At 71.5% G+C, this 17,915-nt stretch carries 18 protein-coding genes; 11 read left to right on the top strand and 7 right to left on the bottom strand.

Going from position 1 to position 17,915, the window contains the following annotated elements; all coding sequences use genetic code 11:
- Positions 1-58: 58 nt before the first annotated feature.
- The 6 genes from AC1DV7_RS16760 to AC1DV7_RS16785 all read right to left on the bottom strand — a co-directional run bounded on the left by AC1DV7_RS16760 (position 59) and on the right by AC1DV7_RS16785 (position 4,983).
- A complete protein-coding gene (locus AC1DV7_RS16760) occupies positions 59-637 on the bottom strand; it encodes a GNAT family N-acetyltransferase (protein ID WP_477598464.1) in 579 nt (192 codons plus the stop codon).
- 15 nt (positions 638-652) lie between these two features.
- Positions 653-1,708, bottom strand: a complete 1,056-nt coding sequence (locus AC1DV7_RS16765; RefSeq protein WP_477598465.1) for an NAD(P)-dependent alcohol dehydrogenase — start codon at positions 1,706-1,708, stop codon at positions 653-655.
- A 93-nt stretch (positions 1,709-1,801) separates the two neighbouring features.
- The gene (locus tag AC1DV7_RS16770; protein WP_477598466.1) at positions 1,802-2,581 is read right to left on the bottom strand and encodes a ParA family protein; all 780 of its coding nucleotides are present in this window, start codon (positions 2,579-2,581) and stop codon (positions 1,802-1,804) included.
- A 44-nt stretch (positions 2,582-2,625) separates the two neighbouring features.
- Entirely contained in the window at positions 2,626-3,507 is an 882-nt protein-coding gene (locus tag AC1DV7_RS16775) for a RecB family exonuclease (protein ID WP_477598467.1), read from the bottom strand.
- Between the two features lie 10 nt (positions 3,508-3,517).
- Positions 3,518-4,135, bottom strand: coding sequence for a MarC family protein (locus AC1DV7_RS16780; RefSeq protein WP_477598468.1), 618 nt, complete (start codon positions 4,133-4,135; stop codon positions 3,518-3,520).
- Entirely contained in the window at positions 4,132-4,983 is an 852-nt protein-coding gene (locus AC1DV7_RS16785) for a PHP domain-containing protein (protein WP_477598469.1), read from the bottom strand. Before AC1DV7_RS16785 ends, AC1DV7_RS16780 begins: the two co-directional genes overlap by 4 nt.
- A gap of 106 nt (positions 4,984-5,089) precedes the next feature.
- Here AC1DV7_RS16785 and AC1DV7_RS16790 point away from each other — a divergent pair, with 106 nt between their 5' ends.
- The 11 genes from AC1DV7_RS16790 (at position 5,090) to AC1DV7_RS16840 (ending at position 16,982) form a co-directional block, all read left to right on the top strand.
- Positions 5,090-6,124, top strand: coding sequence for a hypothetical protein (locus tag AC1DV7_RS16790; RefSeq protein ID WP_477598470.1), 1,035 nt, complete (start codon positions 5,090-5,092; stop codon positions 6,122-6,124).
- Between the two features lie 58 nt (positions 6,125-6,182).
- A complete protein-coding gene (locus AC1DV7_RS16795) occupies positions 6,183-6,698 on the top strand; it encodes a pyridoxamine 5'-phosphate oxidase family protein (protein ID WP_477598471.1) in 516 nt (171 codons plus the stop codon).
- Positions 6,699-6,788: 90 nt separating this feature from the next.
- Positions 6,789-7,307 carry a MaoC family dehydratase gene (locus tag AC1DV7_RS16800; protein ID WP_477598472.1) on the top strand — a complete coding sequence of 173 codons (519 nt, stop codon included), beginning with the start codon at positions 6,789-6,791 and terminating at the stop codon, positions 7,305-7,307.
- Positions 7,308-7,429: 122 nt separating this feature from the next.
- Complete coding sequence (glpK, locus tag AC1DV7_RS16805; protein ID WP_477598473.1) at positions 7,430-8,953, top strand: glycerol kinase GlpK; 1,524 nt, start codon at positions 7,430-7,432, stop codon at positions 8,951-8,953.
- Positions 8,954-8,960: 7 nt separating this feature from the next.
- Positions 8,961-10,679 carry a glycerol-3-phosphate dehydrogenase/oxidase gene (locus AC1DV7_RS16810; RefSeq protein ID WP_477598474.1) on the top strand — a complete coding sequence of 573 codons (1,719 nt, stop codon included), beginning with the start codon at positions 8,961-8,963 and terminating at the stop codon, positions 10,677-10,679.
- Positions 10,680-10,759: 80 nt separating this feature from the next.
- A complete protein-coding gene (locus AC1DV7_RS16815) occupies positions 10,760-12,160 on the top strand; it encodes a cryptochrome/photolyase family protein (protein ID WP_477598481.1) in 1,401 nt (466 codons plus the stop codon).
- Positions 12,157-12,930, top strand: a complete 774-nt coding sequence (locus AC1DV7_RS16820; RefSeq protein ID WP_477598475.1) for a CPBP family glutamic-type intramembrane protease — start codon at positions 12,157-12,159, stop codon at positions 12,928-12,930. The genes AC1DV7_RS16815 and AC1DV7_RS16820 overlap by 4 nt, the downstream gene beginning before the upstream one ends.
- Positions 12,931-12,933: 3 nt before the next feature.
- Complete coding sequence (locus AC1DV7_RS16825; RefSeq protein ID WP_477598476.1) at positions 12,934-13,965, top strand: NAD(P)H-binding protein; 1,032 nt, start codon at positions 12,934-12,936, stop codon at positions 13,963-13,965.
- Between the two features lie 15 nt (positions 13,966-13,980).
- Positions 13,981-14,409 (top strand): SRPBCC family protein, encoded by a 429-nt coding sequence (locus tag AC1DV7_RS16830; protein WP_477598477.1) that lies wholly within the window; start codon positions 13,981-13,983, stop codon positions 14,407-14,409.
- 24 nt (positions 14,410-14,433) lie between these two features.
- Complete coding sequence (locus AC1DV7_RS16835; protein WP_477598478.1) at positions 14,434-15,417, top strand: DNA topoisomerase IB; 984 nt, start codon at positions 14,434-14,436, stop codon at positions 15,415-15,417.
- A gap of 74 nt (positions 15,418-15,491) precedes the next feature.
- Positions 15,492-16,982, top strand: coding sequence for an aminopeptidase P family protein (locus AC1DV7_RS16840; protein WP_477598479.1), 1,491 nt, complete (start codon positions 15,492-15,494; stop codon positions 16,980-16,982).
- A gap of 16 nt (positions 16,983-16,998) precedes the next feature.
- Here AC1DV7_RS16840 and AC1DV7_RS16845 read toward each other — a convergent pair whose 3' ends face one another.
- Complete coding sequence (locus tag AC1DV7_RS16845; protein WP_477598480.1) at positions 16,999-17,742, bottom strand: PIG-L deacetylase family protein; 744 nt, start codon at positions 17,740-17,742, stop codon at positions 16,999-17,001.
- Positions 17,743-17,915 lie beyond the last annotated feature (173 nt).

The following is a 17,915-nucleotide window of genomic DNA, read 5'->3' on the forward strand; positions in this document are numbered from 1 at the left end:
AATCCGGACAGGGTGCAACCTGTCCGGATTCACGTAACCCCTGCTAGCAGGGGTTAGGTCAACTCCCGGGCGGCTGGTAGGCGCCGGGCTGAGGGCGGTCGAGGCGCAGGATGCGGTGCAGCGGGTCGTCGACCGGGTTGTCCGGCTCGAACCGGCCCTCACCGACGTGCCGGAACCCAGCCTTCCCCAGCGCCCGCCACGACGCGGTGTTGGCTGCCACCACCGAGACGAGGATCGCGGGGGCGTCGGGGAACTCGTCCCAGGACCGCGCGGCCATGGCCGCGATCATCGCCGTGCCCAGCCCCTTGCCGTATGACGCGGGGTCGCCGAGGAGGTAGTCGAGCGTGAGCGCCCCGGCCGGGACCTCGACGGCCGACGCGAAGTCCCGCAGGTTCTCCTCGTAGTCAGCCACCCGGGAGCGCTGGAGCAGCCCGACGGGGCGCCCGCCGACGAGTGCGACCCAGTCCTCGTTCGGCTCGCTCCCGTCGACGGACCCACCGAAGTCGCGCTCCAGCGCCTCCGTGGTCCACTCGTGGTTCCACCAGCGGGCCACCGCGGGCTCGGCCAGCCACGTGGCCAGCAACGGGAAGTCCGCGCGCGTCAGCCGGCGGAACCCGACGGCATACGGCAGACCCACGGTGGCCGCCGGGGCTCAGGCGCCGATGGTCGCGGTGTCGATGACGAAGCGGTAGCGCACGTCGGACTTCACGACGCGGTCGTAGGCCTCGTCGACCTGGGAGGCCGCGATGGTCTCGATCTCGGCGGCGATGCCGTGCTCGGCGCAGAAGTCGAGCATCTCCTGGGTGAGCGCGATGCCGCCGATGTTGGACCCGGCGATCGTCTTGTCACCGCTGATGAGCGCACCGAAGGGCAGCTTCTGCGGGTTCGGCGGCAGCCCCACGGTGACGAAGGCCCCGAACGGCTTGAGCAGCGAGAGGTACTGCGTCAGGTCGAGGTCGGCGCTGATCGTCGAGATGATGACGTCGAACGTGCCCGCGAGGTCCTCGAAGGTCTTGGCGTCGCTGGTCGCGCGGTAGTCCGACGCACCGAAGGCGCGGCCGTCGGCCTCCTTGGACAGGCCCTGGCTGAGCACCGTGACATCGGCACCCATGGCTGCGGCGATCTTGACGCCCATGTGCCCCAGGCCGCCCATGCCGACGATGGCGACTTTGGCGTCCGGGCCGGCATGCTCGAGCCAGCGCTTGAGGGGCGTGTACAGGGTGATCCCGGCACACAGCAGCGGGGCCGCCGCGTCGAGCTCGATCCCGTCGGGGATGCGGACCACGAAGCGCTCGGTGACGACGACCTGCTGGCTGTAGCCGCCCTGGGTCGTGGTGCCGTCGACGTCCTCGTCGCCATAGGTGAAGACGGCCTTGCGCTCGCAGAAGTTCTCGTGGCCGGCCGTGCACTGGGCGCACTCGCCGCACGAGTCGACCATGCAGCCGACTCCGACCCGGTCGCCCACGCTGAACGCGGTGACGTCGGGTCCGACCTCGGCAACGACCCCGGCGATCTCGTGCCCGGGGGTGAGCGGGTAGCTGGTCTGGCCCCACTCGCCGCGGACGGTGTGGATGTCGCTGTGGCAGATGCCGGCGAACTTGATGTCGATCCGGACGTCGTCCGGCCTCAGGTCGCGCCGCTCCACCGTCGTCGTCTCGAACCGGCCGTCAGCGGACGGCATGGCGAGGGCGGGGGTGGTGGTGGTCATGACACTCCTTGGTTCGGGGAGGCGCCCGCTGGGACAGGGCACCACCTGGTGACAAGTCACCTCCCCGCGACGGTATTCCGCAAGCCGGGGGTCTCAGAGACCCTTGGCGATCGCCGCGGCCACCTCGCGGTAGGCCTTGGCACCCTTGGACGTCCGCGACGTCGCGAGGATCGACCGTCCCACGGCCGGTGCCTCGGCGAAGCGCACCGTCTTGGGGATGGGCGGGCTGAGCACCGGCAGGCCGTAGCGGCCGCCCACGTCCGCGAGGACCTCCTGTGCGTGGTTGCTGCGCCCGTCGAACAGCGTGGGCAGGATGCCGATGATCCGCAGGTCCTTGTTGAGGATCTTCTGGACGTCGACGACGGTGTCGAGCAGCTGGCCGACGCCGCGGTGGCTGAGCATCTCGCACGGCATCGGGATGATGAGGCCCTGGCTGGCCGTGAGGGCGTTGAGCGTGAGGACGCCGAGGCTGGGCGAGCAGTCCAGCAGGATCACGTCGTAGTCGCCGCGCACGTCCTCGAGCACCGTCCGCAGGATGTACTCGCGCCCGGGGCGGGGCAGCAGCTGCGCCTCGGCGCCGGCCAGGTCGATGGTGCTGGGCACGAGGTCGACGCCGTCGTCGCAGGCGACCCTGACGTCGGCGATGGACGTCCGGCCGAGCAGCACCTCGTTGACCGACGCCTCGACCTCGTCGGGGTCGACCCCGAGGCTGAAGGTCAGGCACGCCTGCGCGTCGAGGTCGACGAGCAGCACCCGCCTGCCCTGCTCGGCGAACGCGGCGCCGAGCGAGGCGACCGTGGTGGTCTTGGCCACGCCGCCCTTCTGGTTGGCCACCGAGATGACCGTTGCGGGCTTGGTGCGGGTCGTCGCCACGGGGGGCCTTTCGTCCGTGCGGGCGGGCTGCGTGCCCAAGTCTGTCAGGTGGTGGAGACCGGCTCCTCGAGGGCCGCCCAGTTGGACTTCTCGGGGCCGTAGGCCTGGCCGGCGGGGCAGTGGGCCCGGAAGTCGCACCACTGGCACAGCGGCCCGAGACTCGCTGGGAACCGCCCTGAGTCGACCCCGAACTCGGCGTAGTCGGCCTCGGCGCGCCGAGCATCGCGGGCGATCGACTCGGCCTCCTCGATCTTGCGCTTCAGCGACTCACCGGTGTGCTCGTGGGCGGCGACCGTGCCGGTCGGCAGGTGGTGCAGCTCGACACGCACACAGCGGCGGCGGAACATCTTCCACGCGGCGGCGGCGTACAGCGCCAGCGGCAGGGAGGTGCGGGCGTCGTCGTCGGTGGGCGCGTGCCGGCTGGTCTTGTAGTCGACCACGACGAGCTCGCTGCCACGATCGTCGAGCCGGTCGACGCGGCCCTGCAGGGCGACGGTGTCGGTCTTGAGCGAGACGGTGCGCTCGATGCCGAGCGGCTGGGTGGCCGGGTCGACGTCCTCGACGTATGCCGCGACCTGGGCCTGTGCCCGCTCGCGCCACTCGAGCGACTGCTCGGGGTCGCGGAAGCCCACGTCGATCCACGAGGCGCGCACGAGCTCGGCGGCCGCCTCGGGCGTGCGCCGCTCGGGGGCGAGGTCCCACCAGTCGCGCAGGGCGTTGTGCACGGCCACGCCGACCGAGGTGTGGCCACGCTGGGGCCGGCTCGGTGGCGACGGCCGGTCGAGGTACTGCATGCGGTAGCGCCGCGGGCAGTCGAGCCACGCGAGCAGCCGGCTCGGGCTCGCGCGGAAAAGGCGTGTCGGCATACCGACGAACTCGCCCTGCACGAACTCCGTCGCGCCTCCTGTGGCCTCCCCCGCTGACACCCGACCCACGCTAGGCGGTGCCGGTGACAAAGGCGCGGATGCTGTCGGCGACCATCTGGACGGCGATGGCCGAGAGCAGCAGGCCGGCGATGCGGGTGACGAGGACGGTGCCGCTGTCCTTGAGGACCCGGTGCACCTGGCTGGCGAAGCGGAAGAACAGCCACACCACGAACATCGTGGCGACCAGGCCGGCGGCGACCGCCACGTAGTCAGCCGCGTCGTCGGAGGACTTCACCGCCAGCATCGTCGCGACGATCGCACCCGGTCCGGCCAGCAGCGGGGTCCCGAGCGGCACCAGCGCGACGTTGACGCCTGCATCGGCATGCTGCTCCTGCTCGGAACCGGTGAGCAGCTGCAGGGCCACGAGGAGCAGCAGCAGGCCACCGGCGCCCTGCAGGGCGGGCAGCGAGATGTGCAGGTAGGTGAGGATCTGCTGGCCGAACACCGCGAACAGCACGATGACGCCCAGCGCGACGAGGGAGGCGCGACGGGCTGCCGCGACCTTCTGCTTCTGGGTGAGCGACCCGGTGAGTGCGAGGAAGATCGGCAGGGCTCCGGGCGGGTCCATGATCACCAGCAGCGTCACGAAGACAGAGCCGAACGTCTGCGCGTCGAGGATGCTGCTCACGGCCGCACCACCTCGATCCCGCTCGTCGCCTGCTCCTCGATCTGCGCCAGCACCTCGGGTTCCGTGGTGTTCTCGCCCAAGCGGTTCTCCTTGCCGTCCCCGTGGTAGTCGCTGGAGCCGGTCACGAAGAGCCCCAGCCTCTGCGCCAGCCGCTCGGCGTGCTCGACCTCGACGGGACGGTGGTCGCGGTGGTGTGCCTCGAGCCCGGCGAGCCCGGCGTCGGCCATCGCCTCGATGACGTCGTCGTCGACGGTCCAGCCGCGCCCGTTCGCCAAGGGGTGCGCCATGACCGGCACCCCGCCCGCCGCGCGGACAAGCTCGACGGCGCGGACCGGGTTGGGCGCGTAGTGCGCCACGTAGTAGCGCGAGCCGTTGGCGAGGACGTCACGGAACGCCTCGTGGCGGTCTGCGACGAAGCCGTTGGCCACGAGGACGTCGGCGATGTGCGGTCGCCCCAGGGTGGCGCCCTCACCGGCGACGGCCCGCACCTGCTCGACCGAGACCGGTATGCCGTCGGCGGCCATCTTGGCCACCATCCTGTCGACGCGGGTCTCGCGGGAGTCGCGCGCCCTCTCCAGCTCGGCCAGCAGCTGGGGAGAGTCGGGGTCGACCAGGTAGGCCAGCAGGTGGACGCTGACGCCCCGCTGCGAGCAGGAGACCTCCACGCCGCGCACCAGCCCGACCCCGTGCTGGGCGGCAGCGGCCACGGCGGCCGGCCAGCCGGCATACGTGTCGTGGTCGGTGAGGGCCACGACGTCCAGGCCTGCGCGCGCCGCCTGCGCCACGACCACCTCGGCGGGTTCGGTGCCGTCGCTCGCGGTGGAGTGGGCATGGAGGTCGATCGGCACGCCCCAAGGGTAGGGCCACCGAACCCGGGCGGACGCCAGGCGCCTCCGGGGGGCGGGGACGGGTCTGCGGACCCTCGCCGCACCGGCTGCGTGCCATCATCGGGAGGTGCCCGCGACGTCCCGCCTCCCGATCAGGGACGCGGAGGGTGCCGACCGGTTCGAGGTCTTCCTCGTCTGCTCGGTGCTGTCGATCGCGCTGACGCGGATGTTCCTGGCGGCCACCGGCTTCCCCCAGCTCGGGGGCGGCACCCTGCACCTGGCGCACCTGCTGTGGGGTGGCCTCGGGATGCTCGTCGCGTTGCTGCTGAACATGCTGTTCCTCAGTCGTGCCGTGCGGAACGTCGCAACCGTCTTCGCCGGGATCGGGTTCGGGCTGTTCATCGACGAGGTGGGCAAGTTCGTCACCGGCGACAACAACTACTTCTACGAGCCGGTGGCGGCCATCATCTACGGCACCTTCGTGGGGATGTACCTGCTCGTCGTCTTCGTCGTGCAGCGGCACCCGATGACCGACCGCGAGCGCGTCGTCAACGCCGTCGAGCTGCTCAAGGAGTCTGCGGCCCACGACATGGACGCCGCCGAGCGGCGGCGCGCCGTCGAGCTGCTCGCCCAGGTCGGGCCGTCGGAGCCGCTGGCCGCGCCACTGCGTGAGGCGATCAGCCAGGTGCCGATCGAGGACACGTCGAGCTCATGGATCGCGCGGGCGTACTCCTGGGTGCGGTCGGCGATCACCGGGTTGCCCAAGCTCGAGCTGGTGAAGCGGACCGGCGTGATCGTGATCCTGGTCTTCGTCCTCGCGTCGGTGGGCCGACCCCTCGTCCTGTTGTCTCGGCAGCCCACCACGGGAGACCTGGTCTACGCACTGTTCTCGGTCGGTTCGGCGGGGCTGGCTGCACTGGCGGCGGTGTGGTGGTGGCGAGGTCGCCGGTCGCGGTCGCTGCGCCTGTTCGAGGTCGCGCTGCTGGCAGAGCTCTTCGTGGTGCAGTTCTTCCGGCTGCTCGACCAGGAGTTCGCCGGCTACCTGTTGGTGTTCCTCAACCTCGCGCTGCTCGGACTGTGCCGCGCGCTGCTGTTCGAGCACCGCCACCCCCGGCGGACCGACGCCGACCCCGTGATCCCGGTCGGTGAGGGCGCGACCTGACGCAAAGCCGCAGGTCAGCGACTCACTCGCCGTGCGCGGGGGAGGATCTCGACATAGCGTGAGTCCTCCGACGACGAAGGAGTGGGCGATGGGCACCGAGGACCTCGAGGCTGCAGCGGACGTCATCAAGGACGTGAGGGTGGCCATGCTGACCACGGTCGACGAGGCCGGCCGGTTCGTGTCGCGCCCCATGGCCACGCAGGAGCCGTTCGACGGGAGCGCCTGGTTCTTCGTGCGCTCCGGGTCACCCGTCGTCACGGAGGTCACCGCCAACCCGGAGGTGGGACTGACCTACGCGAGCAGCAGCACGTGGCTGTCGTTGCGCGGGACCGGCAGCGTGAGCCGTGACCAGGCGAAGAAGGACGAGCTCTGGAACGACTGGGTCGAGGCCTGGTTCCCGGACGGCCGGACGAACCCCGACATCGTGCTGCTGGAGTGCGACTGCGAGACGGGCGAGCTCTGGGACAGCCCCGGCGGCCAGCCCGGCCAGCTCCTGAAGATGCTCAAGGCCCGGGTCACCGGCACCTCGGCCGACGACGGCGGTCGCAACCAGGAGTCCCTCGACCTGAGCTGAGGCCCTGCGCCCGGACCCGGGCCGCGCTGTGAGGGAACGCACGCGGCATACCCGTGTCCTTGGCTGGCCCGCATCGGCAGGATGGGGGCCATGCAATTCGGACGCAGCTACGAGGAGTTCGAGGTCGGCGCGGTCTACAAGCACTGGCCCGGCAAGACGGTGACCGAGTACGACGACCACCTGTTCTGCCTGCTCACGATGAACCACCACCCGCTCCACCTCGACTCGAACTACGCGGAGAACACCACCCAGTTCAAGCGGAACGTCGTCGTGGGCAACTACATCTACTCGCTGCTGCTCGGCATGAGCGTGCCGGACGTCTCGGGCAAGGCGATCGCCAACCTCGAGATCGAGTCGTTGCGCCACGTGGCCCCGACCTTCCACGGCGACACCATCTACGGGCAGACCGAGGTGCTCGACAAGTGGGAGTCGACCTCCAAGGACGACCGTGGCGTGGTCCACGTCGAGACCAAGGGCTACAACCAGGACGGCACCCTCGTGTGCATCTTCCGGCGCAAGGTCATGGTGCCCAAGGAGATCTACCTGCAGGCCCGCGGTGGCGAGCAGCCCGGTCGCCCGGTGCTCCAGGAACCCCCGCCCAAGGACTGACCCCCTGGGCGCCGAGTTCGACGCTCAGCCACGAGCTCGTGCAACCGGCGCCCCCAGCGTGATCCCGCACACGACCGCCGGTATGCCGCGTGGTCGCCGCCGTGCCCGGCTAGGGTCGCGTCATGGCCGATTTCGTGGGGGCGGTTGACCAGGGCACCACGAGCACCCGCTTCATGGTGTTCGACCACAGCGGCGCCGAGGTCGGCCGCCACCAGCTCGAGCACGAGCAGGTGATGCCGCAGGCCGGCTGGGTCGAGCACAACCCGCTGGAGATCTGGGAACGCACCCAGACCGTGATCGGCTCTGCCCTGTCGCACCTCGACCTTCAGGCCGGCGACCTGTCCGCCCTGGGCATCACCAACCAGCGCGAGACGACAGTGGTGTGGAACCGCCGCACCGGCCGCCCGCTGTACAACGCCATCGTCTGGCAGGACACCCGCACCGACCGGATCGCCCGGGCCCTCGACCAGTCCGGCCGGGGTGACGTGATCCGCGAGCGCGCCGGCATCCCCCCGGCCGCCTACTTCTCCGCAGGCAAGGTCCAGTGGATCCTCGAGAACGTCGACGGCGCGCGGCAGGCGGCAGAGGCGGGCGAGGCGATCTTCGGGACGATCGACACGTGGCTGCTCTGGAACCTCACGGGCGGCCCCGACGGGGGCGTGCACGTCACGGACGTGACCAACGCCAGCCGCACCATGCTCATGGACCTGCGGACCCTCGACTGGGACGACGAGCTGCTCGGCTTCTTCGGGATCCCCCGGCAGATGCTCCCCCAGATCCGTCCGAGCTCGGACCCGGAGCTCTACGGGACGACGCGCACCGCAGGGCCCCTCGGTGGAGAGGTGCCGCTGGCGGGCGACCTCGGCGACCAGCAGGCGGCGACCGTCGGCCAGGTGTGCTTCTCGCCCGGCGAGGGCAAGAACACCTACGGCACGGGCAACTTCATGATCCTCAACACCGGTGAGGAGATCGTGCGCAGCGAGTCGGGGCTGCTCACGACCCTGTGCTACCAGCTCGGTGACGCCAAGCCGGTCTATGCCCTCGAGGGGTCGATCGCCGTGACGGGCTCGGCGGTGCAGTGGCTGCGCGACCAGCTCGGCATCATCAGCGGCGCCGCCGACATCGAGCGGCTCGCCAACCAGGTCGAGGACACCGGCGGTCTCTACTTCGTCCCCGCCTTCTCCGGGCTCTTCGCGCCGTACTGGCGACCCGATGCGCGCGGAGCGATCGTCGGCATGAGCCGGTTCAACACCAACGCCCACCTCGCGCGGGCGACCCTCGAGGCCATCTGCTACCAGACCCGTGACGTCTCGGACGCGATGACCAAGGACAGCGGGGTCGAGCTCGAGGTGCTCAAGGTCGACGGCGGGGTCACGGCCAACAGCCTCTGCATGCAGCTGCAGTCCGACATCCTCGGGGTCCCCGTGTCCCGCCCCGTGGTCGCGGAGACGACGGCGCTCGGGGCGGCCTACGCTGCTGGTCTGGCCACCGGGTTCTGGTCCGGCACGGACGAGCTCCGCGCCAACTGGCAGGAGTCCCAGCGGTGGTCCCCGACCTGGTCGGAGCGCCAGCGCGCCGACGGGTATGCCGGGTGGCGCAAGGCCGTGGAGCGCACCCTGGACTGGGTGGACGTCGACGAGGGGTGACGAGGTAATGGCTCAGCAAGACCGCAGGCGTGGCCTGTCACCCCGGGGCCGGGAGGACGCGATCGAGGTCCTGTCCTCAGGCGTCGAGCTCGACCTGCTGGTGATCGGCGGTGGTGTCGTCGGCGGCGGCACCGCGCTCGACGCGGTGACCCGCGGGCTCTCGACGGGCCTGATCGAGCAGCGCGACTTCGCCAGCGGGACCTCCTCCCGCAGCAGCAAGCTGATCCACGGTGGGCTGCGCTACCTCGAGATGCTCGACTTCGCCCTCGTCCGCGAGGCCCTGAACGAGCGCGGACTCCTCCTGACCCAGCTCGCCCCGCACCTGGTCCGGCCGGTGCCGTTCCTCTACCCGCTCAGCCACCACGTCTGGGAGCGCGGCTACGTCGGCTCCGGCATCGCGCTCTACGACGCCATGGCCATGGGGTCGCGCCACGGCGCAGGACTCCCCCGTCACCGGCACCTCACCCGGCGCCAGGCGCTGCGGCTGATGCCGAGCCTCAAGAGCAGTGCCCTCACCGGTGCCGTCCAGTACTACGACGCCCAGGTCGACGACGCCCGGCACACGATGGAGCTCGCCAGGACCGCCTCGCACTACGGAGCCCACGTCGCGAATCGCGTTGCGGCAATTGGGTTCCTGCGCCAAGGCGAGCGGGTCACCGGGGTGCGCGCCCTCGACAAGCTCACGGACCGCGAGTTCGACGTCAACGCCAAGCAGGTCGTCAACGCGACCGGCGTCTGGACCGACGACACCCAGGCCATGGTCGGCGAGCGTGGGCAGTTCCACGTCCGTGCCTCCAAGGGCATCCACCTGGTCGTCCCGCGCGACCGCATCCACTCCTCGACGGGGTTGATCCTGCGCACCGAGAAGTCGGTGCTGTTCGTGATCCCGTGGGGTCGGCACTGGATCCTCGGCACGACCGACACCGACTGGGCGCTCGACAAGGCCCACCCCGCGGCGACGCGCACGGACATCGACTACGTGCTCGACCACGTCAACCGCGTCCTCGCGACACCGCTGACCCACGAGGATGTCGAGGGCGTCTACGCCGGTCTCCGGCCGTTGCTGGCCGGCGAGTCCGAGTCGACCAGCAAGCTGTCGCGTGAGCACGTGGTCGCCCACAGCGCCCCGGGGCTGGTCGTGGTGGCCGGAGGCAAGTACACGACCTACCGGGTGATGGCCAAGGACGCTGTCGATGAGGCCGCCCAGGCCATCCCGGGCCGGGTCGCCGAGTCGACGACCGACACGGTGCCGCTGCTGGGCGGGGTCGGCTTCCACGCCGCCTGGAACCAGCGCCATACCCTCGCCCGCACCGCGGGCCTGCACGTGGCGCGGGTCGAACACCTGCTGAAGCGGTACGGCTCGCTGACCCAGGAGCTGCTCGACCTCATGGCCGAGCGACCCGAGCTCAAGGAGCCCCTCGAGGGTGCCGAGGACCACCTCAAGGCGGAGGTGGTCTACGCCGCGTCGCACGAGGGCGCCCTGCACCTGACCGACGTGCTCACCCGCCGCACCCGCATCTCCATCGAGGCATGGGACCGCGGGGTGTCTGCCGCCCCGGCAGCCGCAGCCCTGGTGGCCCCCGTCCTCGGCTGGGACGACGCCCGCACCAAGGAGGAGATCGACATCTACCTCGGGCGCGTGGAGGCCGAGCGGGTCAGCCAGACCATGCTCGACGATGCGAGCGCGGACGAGGCGCGCCGCCGGGGGCCGGACGGCACCCTCTGACCGCGCAGACCTTGGACATACTTTGAACATTGCAGGTCACCGCACTAGCGTGGCAGGTCCGAGCCTCTCCTGAAGGAGCGATCACCGTGTCCCCGACCAGCGTCCTGTGGTTGCGCCGGGACCTGCGGCGAGGCGACCTGCCGGCACTCGGGGCGGCCCACGACGCCGCCACCGCGGGGTCGGCCGAGGGTGAGGTCGCCGTCGTCTTCGTGCTCGACCCGGCCCTCTGGCAGGGTGCCGGCACGGCGCGCCGGGCCTGGCTCGCGGAGAGCCTCCGGGCGGCCGACGACGCCTACGAGGGACGGTTGTGCGTCCGCGAGGGCAACCCCGTCACCGTCATCCCCGAGCTGGCCTCCGAGCTGGGCGCCGGGTCGGTGCACGTGTCCCGCGAGACCACGCCGGCGGGGCGCCGGCGCGACCGGCAGGTCGCCCGAGCCCTCGCGCATGCCGGTGTCGAGTGGGTCGAGACCGGCACCCCGTATGCCGTGGGCCCGGGGTCGGTGCTCACCGGCGAGGGCGGCCCCTACAAGGTCTTCACGCCCTTCTCGAGGGCCTGGCGCGAGCACGGCTGGCCGGCGCCGGCCGCCGAGCCGCAGGGACTGCGGCTGGCCGAGGTGCGCTCGGACCGATCGGCCCACAGCGAGCTCGAGCAGGCCCGGGAGGCCTCCGGCCTGCCCGACCTGCCCGCGGCAGGAGAGCAGGCCGCCCTGGCGCGTTGGGCCGAGTTCCGCGACGACGCCCTGGCCAGCTACGGCACCGACCGCGACCGCGCCGACCTCGACGGGGTGTCGCGGCTGTCGCCGTACCTCAAGGTCGGGGCAGTCCACCCGCGCACCCTGTTGGCCGACCTCGCCGACGGGCACCGTCACCTCGGTGAGGGCGCGGAACGGTTCGCCACGGAGCTGGCCTGGCGCGAGTTCTACGCCGACGTGCTCTGGCACCACCCGCGGTCCGCCTGGCACGACCTGCGTCCTGGCTTGTCCGGGATGGACTACGACGACCCCGGCGAGGCGGTCGAGGCCTGGCGGCAGGGCCGCACCGGCTACCCGGTCGTCGACGCCGCCATGCGCCAGCTGCTGCACGAGGGCTGGATGCACAACCGGATGCGGATGGTCACGGCCAGCTTCCTCACCAAGGACCTGCACGTCTGGTGGCCGCTGGGTGCCAGGCACTTCCTCGAGCACCTCGTCGACGGCGACATCGCCTCGAACAACCACGGCTGGCAGTGGGTCGCCGGCACGGGCACTGACGCCTCGCCCTACTTCCGCGTCTTCAACCCGGTGACGCAGGGGCTGCGCTTCGACCCGCACGGCGACTACGTCCGTCGCTACGTGCCAGAGCTGGCGCACCTGCCCGGCAAGGCGGTGCACGAGCCCTGGAAGAGCGACGACGGCTACGCCCACGGCTACCCCGAGCGCATCGTCGACCACGCCGAGGAGCGTCGCGAGGCGCTGCGCCGCTACGACGCGGTGCGCTCGTGACCACCCCCGCCGCGCCCGGCGCCCACCGCGGCGCAGYCCGCCGGGGGGTCAACCCGGTGGGTGAGGTCCGCGACTTCATCCGGGCCGCCCTCGTCACGCCGGTTCCCCGGGACCACGCGGAGAGCGACGCCGCGTTCCGCCGCCGCCGTGTGGTCGCCCTCCTGACGCTGGTCGTGGGCGCCGTCGTCCTCGGGTTCGCGCTGCGGATCCAGCCCGGTGACCCGATGTTCTACGTCGCGACGCTCGGCCTCGCGGTCGTCTGGACCGTGGGCGCGCTCGTCTCCGGACCGCTCCACCTCGGCCGAGCGCACACCCGGTCCGGAGGGCAGGACGTGCGACCGATCGTCCAGTCGCTGGCCCTCGGGGCCCTGCTGCTGGCCCTGTTCCTCGTGGGCGCGTTCGTCGTGGCCCGCATCCCGTTGCTCCGAGACCCCGTGCAGCACCTGCTCGACCACGCGCGCCTCGGGTCGCTGCTGCTGGTCGCGGTCCTGACCGCCGTCAACGCGGTCGCCGAGGAGCTGTACTTCCGAGGAGCCCTCTACTCGGCGGTCGGGCGCCGGCACGCGGTCGCCACCACCACGGTCGTCTACGCACTGACCACGGCCGGGGCAGGCATACCCCTGCTCGTGCTCGCGGCGGGGCTGCTCGGGCTCCTCACCGCGCTGCAGCGCCGGGTCACCGGCGGCATCCTCGGACCGGTGATCACGCACCTCACCTGGTCCCTCGGGATGCTCTTCCTCCTGCCCGCCGTCCTCTCGACCGGAAGCTGAACCATGACCGCCGACACGCACCGCACCGCCCTCGTGACCGGAGCCACGGGATACATCGGCGGGGCCCTCGTCCCCGCCCTGCTCGAGGCCGGTTGGTCGGTGCGCGTCCTGACGCGCAGCCGGGCTGGCCTCGACGGCCGCCCCTGGCGCGGGGACGTCGAGGTCGTCGAGGGAGACGCCACGTCCCCGGACGACCTGGCGCGGGCCCTCCGCGGGGTGGACGTGGCCTACTACCTGCTGCACTCGATGGATGGCCAAGGGGACTTCGTCGCTCGCGACCGGGCCCTGGCCCGGGGGTTCGCCGCCGCGGCGTCCGACGCCGGCACCACCCGGATCGTGTACCTCAGCGGGCTCCACCCCGAGGGTGAGCTCTCCGAGCACCTGGCGTCACGTGTCGAGGTCGGCGAGATCCTCCTCGACGGCCCCGTCCCGGCGACGGTGCTCCAGGCGGGCGTCGTGCTCGGCGACGGGTCGGCGTCCTTCGACATGCTCCGCCACCTCACCGAGCGGCTGCCCGCGATGGTCGCGCCGAAGTGGGTCGACAACCTCATCCAGCCGATCGCGGTCGACGACGTCGTGCACTACCTCGTGGGGGCGGCCGACCTGCTCCCGGCCAGCAACCGCACCTTCGACATCGGCGGTCCCGAGGTCCTGACCTACGCCGAGATGATGCAGCGCTACGCCCGGGTCGCGGGCATCGGGCGACGGCTGATCGTCTCCGTACCCGTGCTCACTCCACGACTCGCGGGTCTGTGGGTCGGCCTGGTCACCCCCATCTCGGCAGGGATCGCCAGACCGCTCGTCGGCAGCCTCATCCACGAGGCGGTCTGCCACGAGGATGACGTCCTCGCCGCGATCGGGGCGCCGACCGGTGGCCAGACGGGCTTCGACGACGCCGTCCGGGCCGCCCTGCGCACCGTCGACCCGCACCAGTGGCGGCGCACCGCGCGGTGCACCGTGGCCGGCGTGGGCGCGACCGCCCTCGCGGGCGCCCTTCTCACCACCGTCCTCGCCCGTCGCAACCCCCGTCGATAGCCACAGGAGCTCCTCGTGCCCAGCGTCCAGCGCACCGTCACCACCACCGCCCCACCATCGCGGGTCCTGCCCTACCTGCTCGACTTCGAGAACGCGCCCGAGTGGGACGCCGGCACCGTGACCTGCACGCGCCGGTCCGGCGACGGTGGCCCCGGCACGGTCTGGCACAACGTGTCGAGGTTCGCCGGACGCACCGTCGACCTCGACTACACCCTCGAGAGCGTCACCGGCACGAGCTTCGTCATCGTGGGGCGCAACGAGACGACGACCAGCCGGGACACCATCACGGTCACGCCGGACGGCTCGGGCTCGTCGGTCGACTACCGGGCCGAGTTCTCCTTCACCGGTCTCGGCCGCTGGCTGTGGCCGGTGGCAATGCCGTTGCTGAACAAGCTCGGCAACGACACCGCCCGCACCCTCCAGACCGCCCTCGACCGGCTGTAGGCGCGCATGCCGAGGTTGCGGAAGGTGTCACCCCGGTCGAAGGGCTGGACGCGTCGCCGAGCCGGCAAGGGCTTCGTCTACCTCGACGAGTCCGGTGCGCGGCTGGGCTCCGCCGACGTCGAACGCATCCGGTCGCTCGCCATCCCACCCGCGTGGACGGACGTGTGGATCTGTCCACTCCCCCAGGGCCATCTGCAGGCGGTCGGCAGCGACGACGCCGGGCGACGGCAGTACCTCTACCACCCCGACTGGCGGCTCAAGCGCGACCAGGCGAAGTTCGAGCGGATCACGCAGGTTGCGCGTGACCTGCCGGTCGCCCGTCGCCAGGTCACGCGGGACCTCGACGCCGACGGCATGCCCCGGGCCAGGGCGGCGGCCACGGCCGTGCGGCTGCTCGACCTCGGCTACTTCCGCATCGGTGGTGACACGTACGCCGAGGACAACGGCTCCTTCGGCCTCACCACGCTCGAACGGCACCACGTGCGCGCCAGGTCCGGACACCTCGTCTTCGACTTCGTCGGGAAGTCGGGTATCGAGCACACCATCGAGATCGACGACGCCCAGGCGATCGCCGCGCTCGAGACGATGCGCAAGCGGCGCACCGACAGCGACCGGCTGCTCGCGCACCGTGAGGGCGGCCGCTGGGCAGACCTGACCGCCGCAGACGTCAACGACTACCTCGCCGACCTGCTCGGCGGCGACTTCACCGCCAAGGACTTCCGGACCTGGCACGCCACCGTGCTGGCCGCCTCCGCGCTGGCCGAGAGCGACGAGCCGGGCGACACCAAGGCCTCCCGCCAGCGAGCCGTCAAGGCGGCCGTCACGGAGGTCTCGGGCTACCTGGGCAACACGCCCACGATCGCGAGGAACTCCTACATCGACCCCCGCGTCATCGACCGCTACGAGTCGGGCAGCACCATCAGCGTCGACCTCAAGCGCTACCGCACCCCCGAACGTCGCCGTGCCGCCGCCGAGAAGGCCCTCCTGAAGCTGCTCTCCAGCTCCTGACCGCATCCCGCCCCCCAGGCGCCGGGCGGACGGGCGGGCTGGAGCACGCCATACCCCCGTGGCACGATGGCGGCGTGAGCGAAGAGCAGACCAAGCCCGAGAACCGCGCCCGCCCCACGACCGACGAGCTGCGGGCGTTCATCGCCGAGGACTGGGCGCCGCGGCGTCCGGCCACGACCGAGCGCACCGAGGCAGCGACGTATGCCGCCGCGCGCCGTGATGCGGTCAGCCAGGCTTTCCAGGGTGACCGGCTCGTCGTGCCCGCGGGCGGCCTCAAGGTGCGCAGCAACGACACGGACTACGTGTTCCGCCCACACAGCGCCTTCGTCCACCTGACCGGTCTCGGGGGTGACCGTGAGCCGGACGCCGTCCTCGTCCTCGAGCCGCGCGACGACGGCTCGCACGAGGCGATCCTGTACTTCCGGCCGCTGGCCGGACGCGACAGCGACGAGTTCTTCGCCGACAGCCGCTACGGCGAGTTCTGGGTCGGCGCCCGTCCGACCATCGAGGACATCGAGGCCGAGCTCGGGCTCACCGCGCGCCACATCGACGAGTTCGCGGACGCCGCCGTCAAGGACTCGGGCGAGGTCACCGTCCGCCTCGTGCGCGACGCCGACCGCGACCTGACCCGCGAGCTCGACTCCGCACGGCTGTCCGAGACGACCGAGCAGGACGAGCTGACCGAGGGCGACAACGAGCTCGCCCACTTCCTGTCGCACCTGCGAATCACCAAGGACGAGTGGGAGATCGACGAGATGCGCAAGGCCGTCGAGGCCACCCACCACGGCTTCGAGGCCGTGATCGCCGACCTGCCCGAGGCGCTGGCCAAGGCCCGCGGCGAGCGCTGGGTCGAGGGCGTCTTCGGGCTCACTGCCCGGCACGAGGGCAACGGCACCGGCTATGACTCCATCTGCGCCGCGGGCGACCACGCCAACACGCTGCACTGGATCAAGAACGACGGCGAGATCCACGACGGCGACCTCATCCTGCTCGACGCCGGGGTCGAGGTCGATTCGTTGTTCACCGCCGACATCACCCGGACGCTGCCGGTCAACGGCACGTTCACCGACGCGCAGCGCGAGGTCTACGACGCCGTCTACGCCGCCCAGGAGGCCGGCCTCGCCGCCGTGAAGCCCGGCAACAAGTTCTCGGACATCCACGCCGCGGCGATCCGGGTCATCGCCGAGCACCTGCACGCCTGGGGCCTGCTGCCCGAGGGCGTCTCCGTGGACGACACGCTGGACAAGGAGCACGGCCAGTACCACCGTCGCTGGATGGTGCACGGCACGAGCCACCACCTCGGCATCGACGTCCACGACTGCGCCCTCGCGACGCGCGAGGAGTACATGGACGCCGAGCTCGTGCCGGGCATGGTGCTGACCGTCGAGCCGGGCCTCTACTTCAAGGCCGACGACCTCAAGGCTCCCGAGCGGTTCCGCGGGATCGGGGTGCGGATCGAGGACGACGTACTGGTGACCGAGGACGGCCACGAGAACCTGTCGGCGGCCATGCCCCGCACGTCCTCCGACGTGGAGGCGTGGATCCGCGAGGTCCAGGCCCGCTGAGGGCGGGCGCCCGCCCTCAGCGGCGCTCGACGACGTCCAGCGTGAGGGCCTTGTCGACGCCTGCGGCCTGACCGCCCCAGCCGAGGATCATGCCGATCAGCTCGGCCGGCTTGGGGAACTGCTCGGGCAGCGCGTCGTTGTAGGCCCGGTGCGCCTCGAGCGACGCCACGGCCTGCTCGAACTGCTCGCCCACCTCGACGTAGTGCGTCGCCGTGGGTGAGCCACCGAAGCAGAGGCGCTTGACGTTCCACGGCTCGAACCCCTCCTCGATGAGCTCGGGGAAGATCCAGCGGTTCCCGGCGTCGGCCACCGCGTCGACGCACGCGAGCCCCACGGCGCGGTGGTCGGCCTGGTTGAGCATGCCCTGCACGAACCGGTCGCCGTAGTGGCCGGTGACCACGACGTCGGGCCGGCGGCGCCGGATCTCGCGAGCGATGTCCCGGCGCAGGTCCACGCCATACTCGACGACGCCGTCCCGGTGGGTGCCGAAGTCGACCTCCGTCACACCGACGAGCGCCGCCCCGTCGCGCTCCTCCTGCTCGCGGACCTTTGCCGCCTCGTCGGGGTGCATCGTGTCGATGCCGGCCTCGCCGCGGGTCAGCAGGAAGTACGTGACCGTCTTGCCGGCGGCGGTCCACTTCGCGACAGCCGCGGCGGTGCCGTACTCGATGTCATCGGGGTGCGCCACGACGCACAACACGGACGAGAAGTCGTCGCCGAACTCGGCCAGGGCGGGCTTGTCACCGGGGGCGTCAGTCATGGGCACGAGGGTATGCGGCTCGCGCACCGGTGTGTACGACGTTCGCCGGAGCGTGTGGTCGGTGGGTCCTCGAGGACCCGGGCTCAGCCCGCTGCGGGCGGGGTCGGCGGCTGGTCGGCGGGGCGTCCGGTCTGGGCCGCGCGCTGGGCGTCGGCCGCGCGCTGGGCATCGGC

The organism is Pedococcus sp. P2_E4, from assembly GCF_056403935.1.

Coding starts and splice junctions, on each gene's coding strand:
- AC1DV7_RS16765 (WP_477598465.1), bottom strand. CDS start 1,708: ATGACCACCACCACCCCCGCCCTCGCCATGCCGTCCGCTGACGGCCGG.
- AC1DV7_RS16800 (WP_477598472.1), top strand. CDS start 6,789: ATGCAATTCGGACGCAGCTACGAGGAGTTCGAGGTCGGCGCGGTCTAC.
- glpK (WP_477598473.1), top strand. CDS start 7,430: ATGGCCGATTTCGTGGGGGCGGTTGACCAGGGCACCACGAGCACCCGC.
- AC1DV7_RS16810 (WP_477598474.1), top strand. CDS start 8,961: ATGGCTCAGCAAGACCGCAGGCGTGGCCTGTCACCCCGGGGCCGGGAG.
- AC1DV7_RS16825 (WP_477598476.1), top strand. CDS start 12,934: ATGACCGCCGACACGCACCGCACCGCCCTCGTGACCGGAGCCACGGGA.
- AC1DV7_RS16845 (WP_477598480.1), bottom strand. CDS start 17,742: ATGACTGACGCCCCCGGTGACAAGCCCGCCCTGGCCGAGTTCGGCGAC.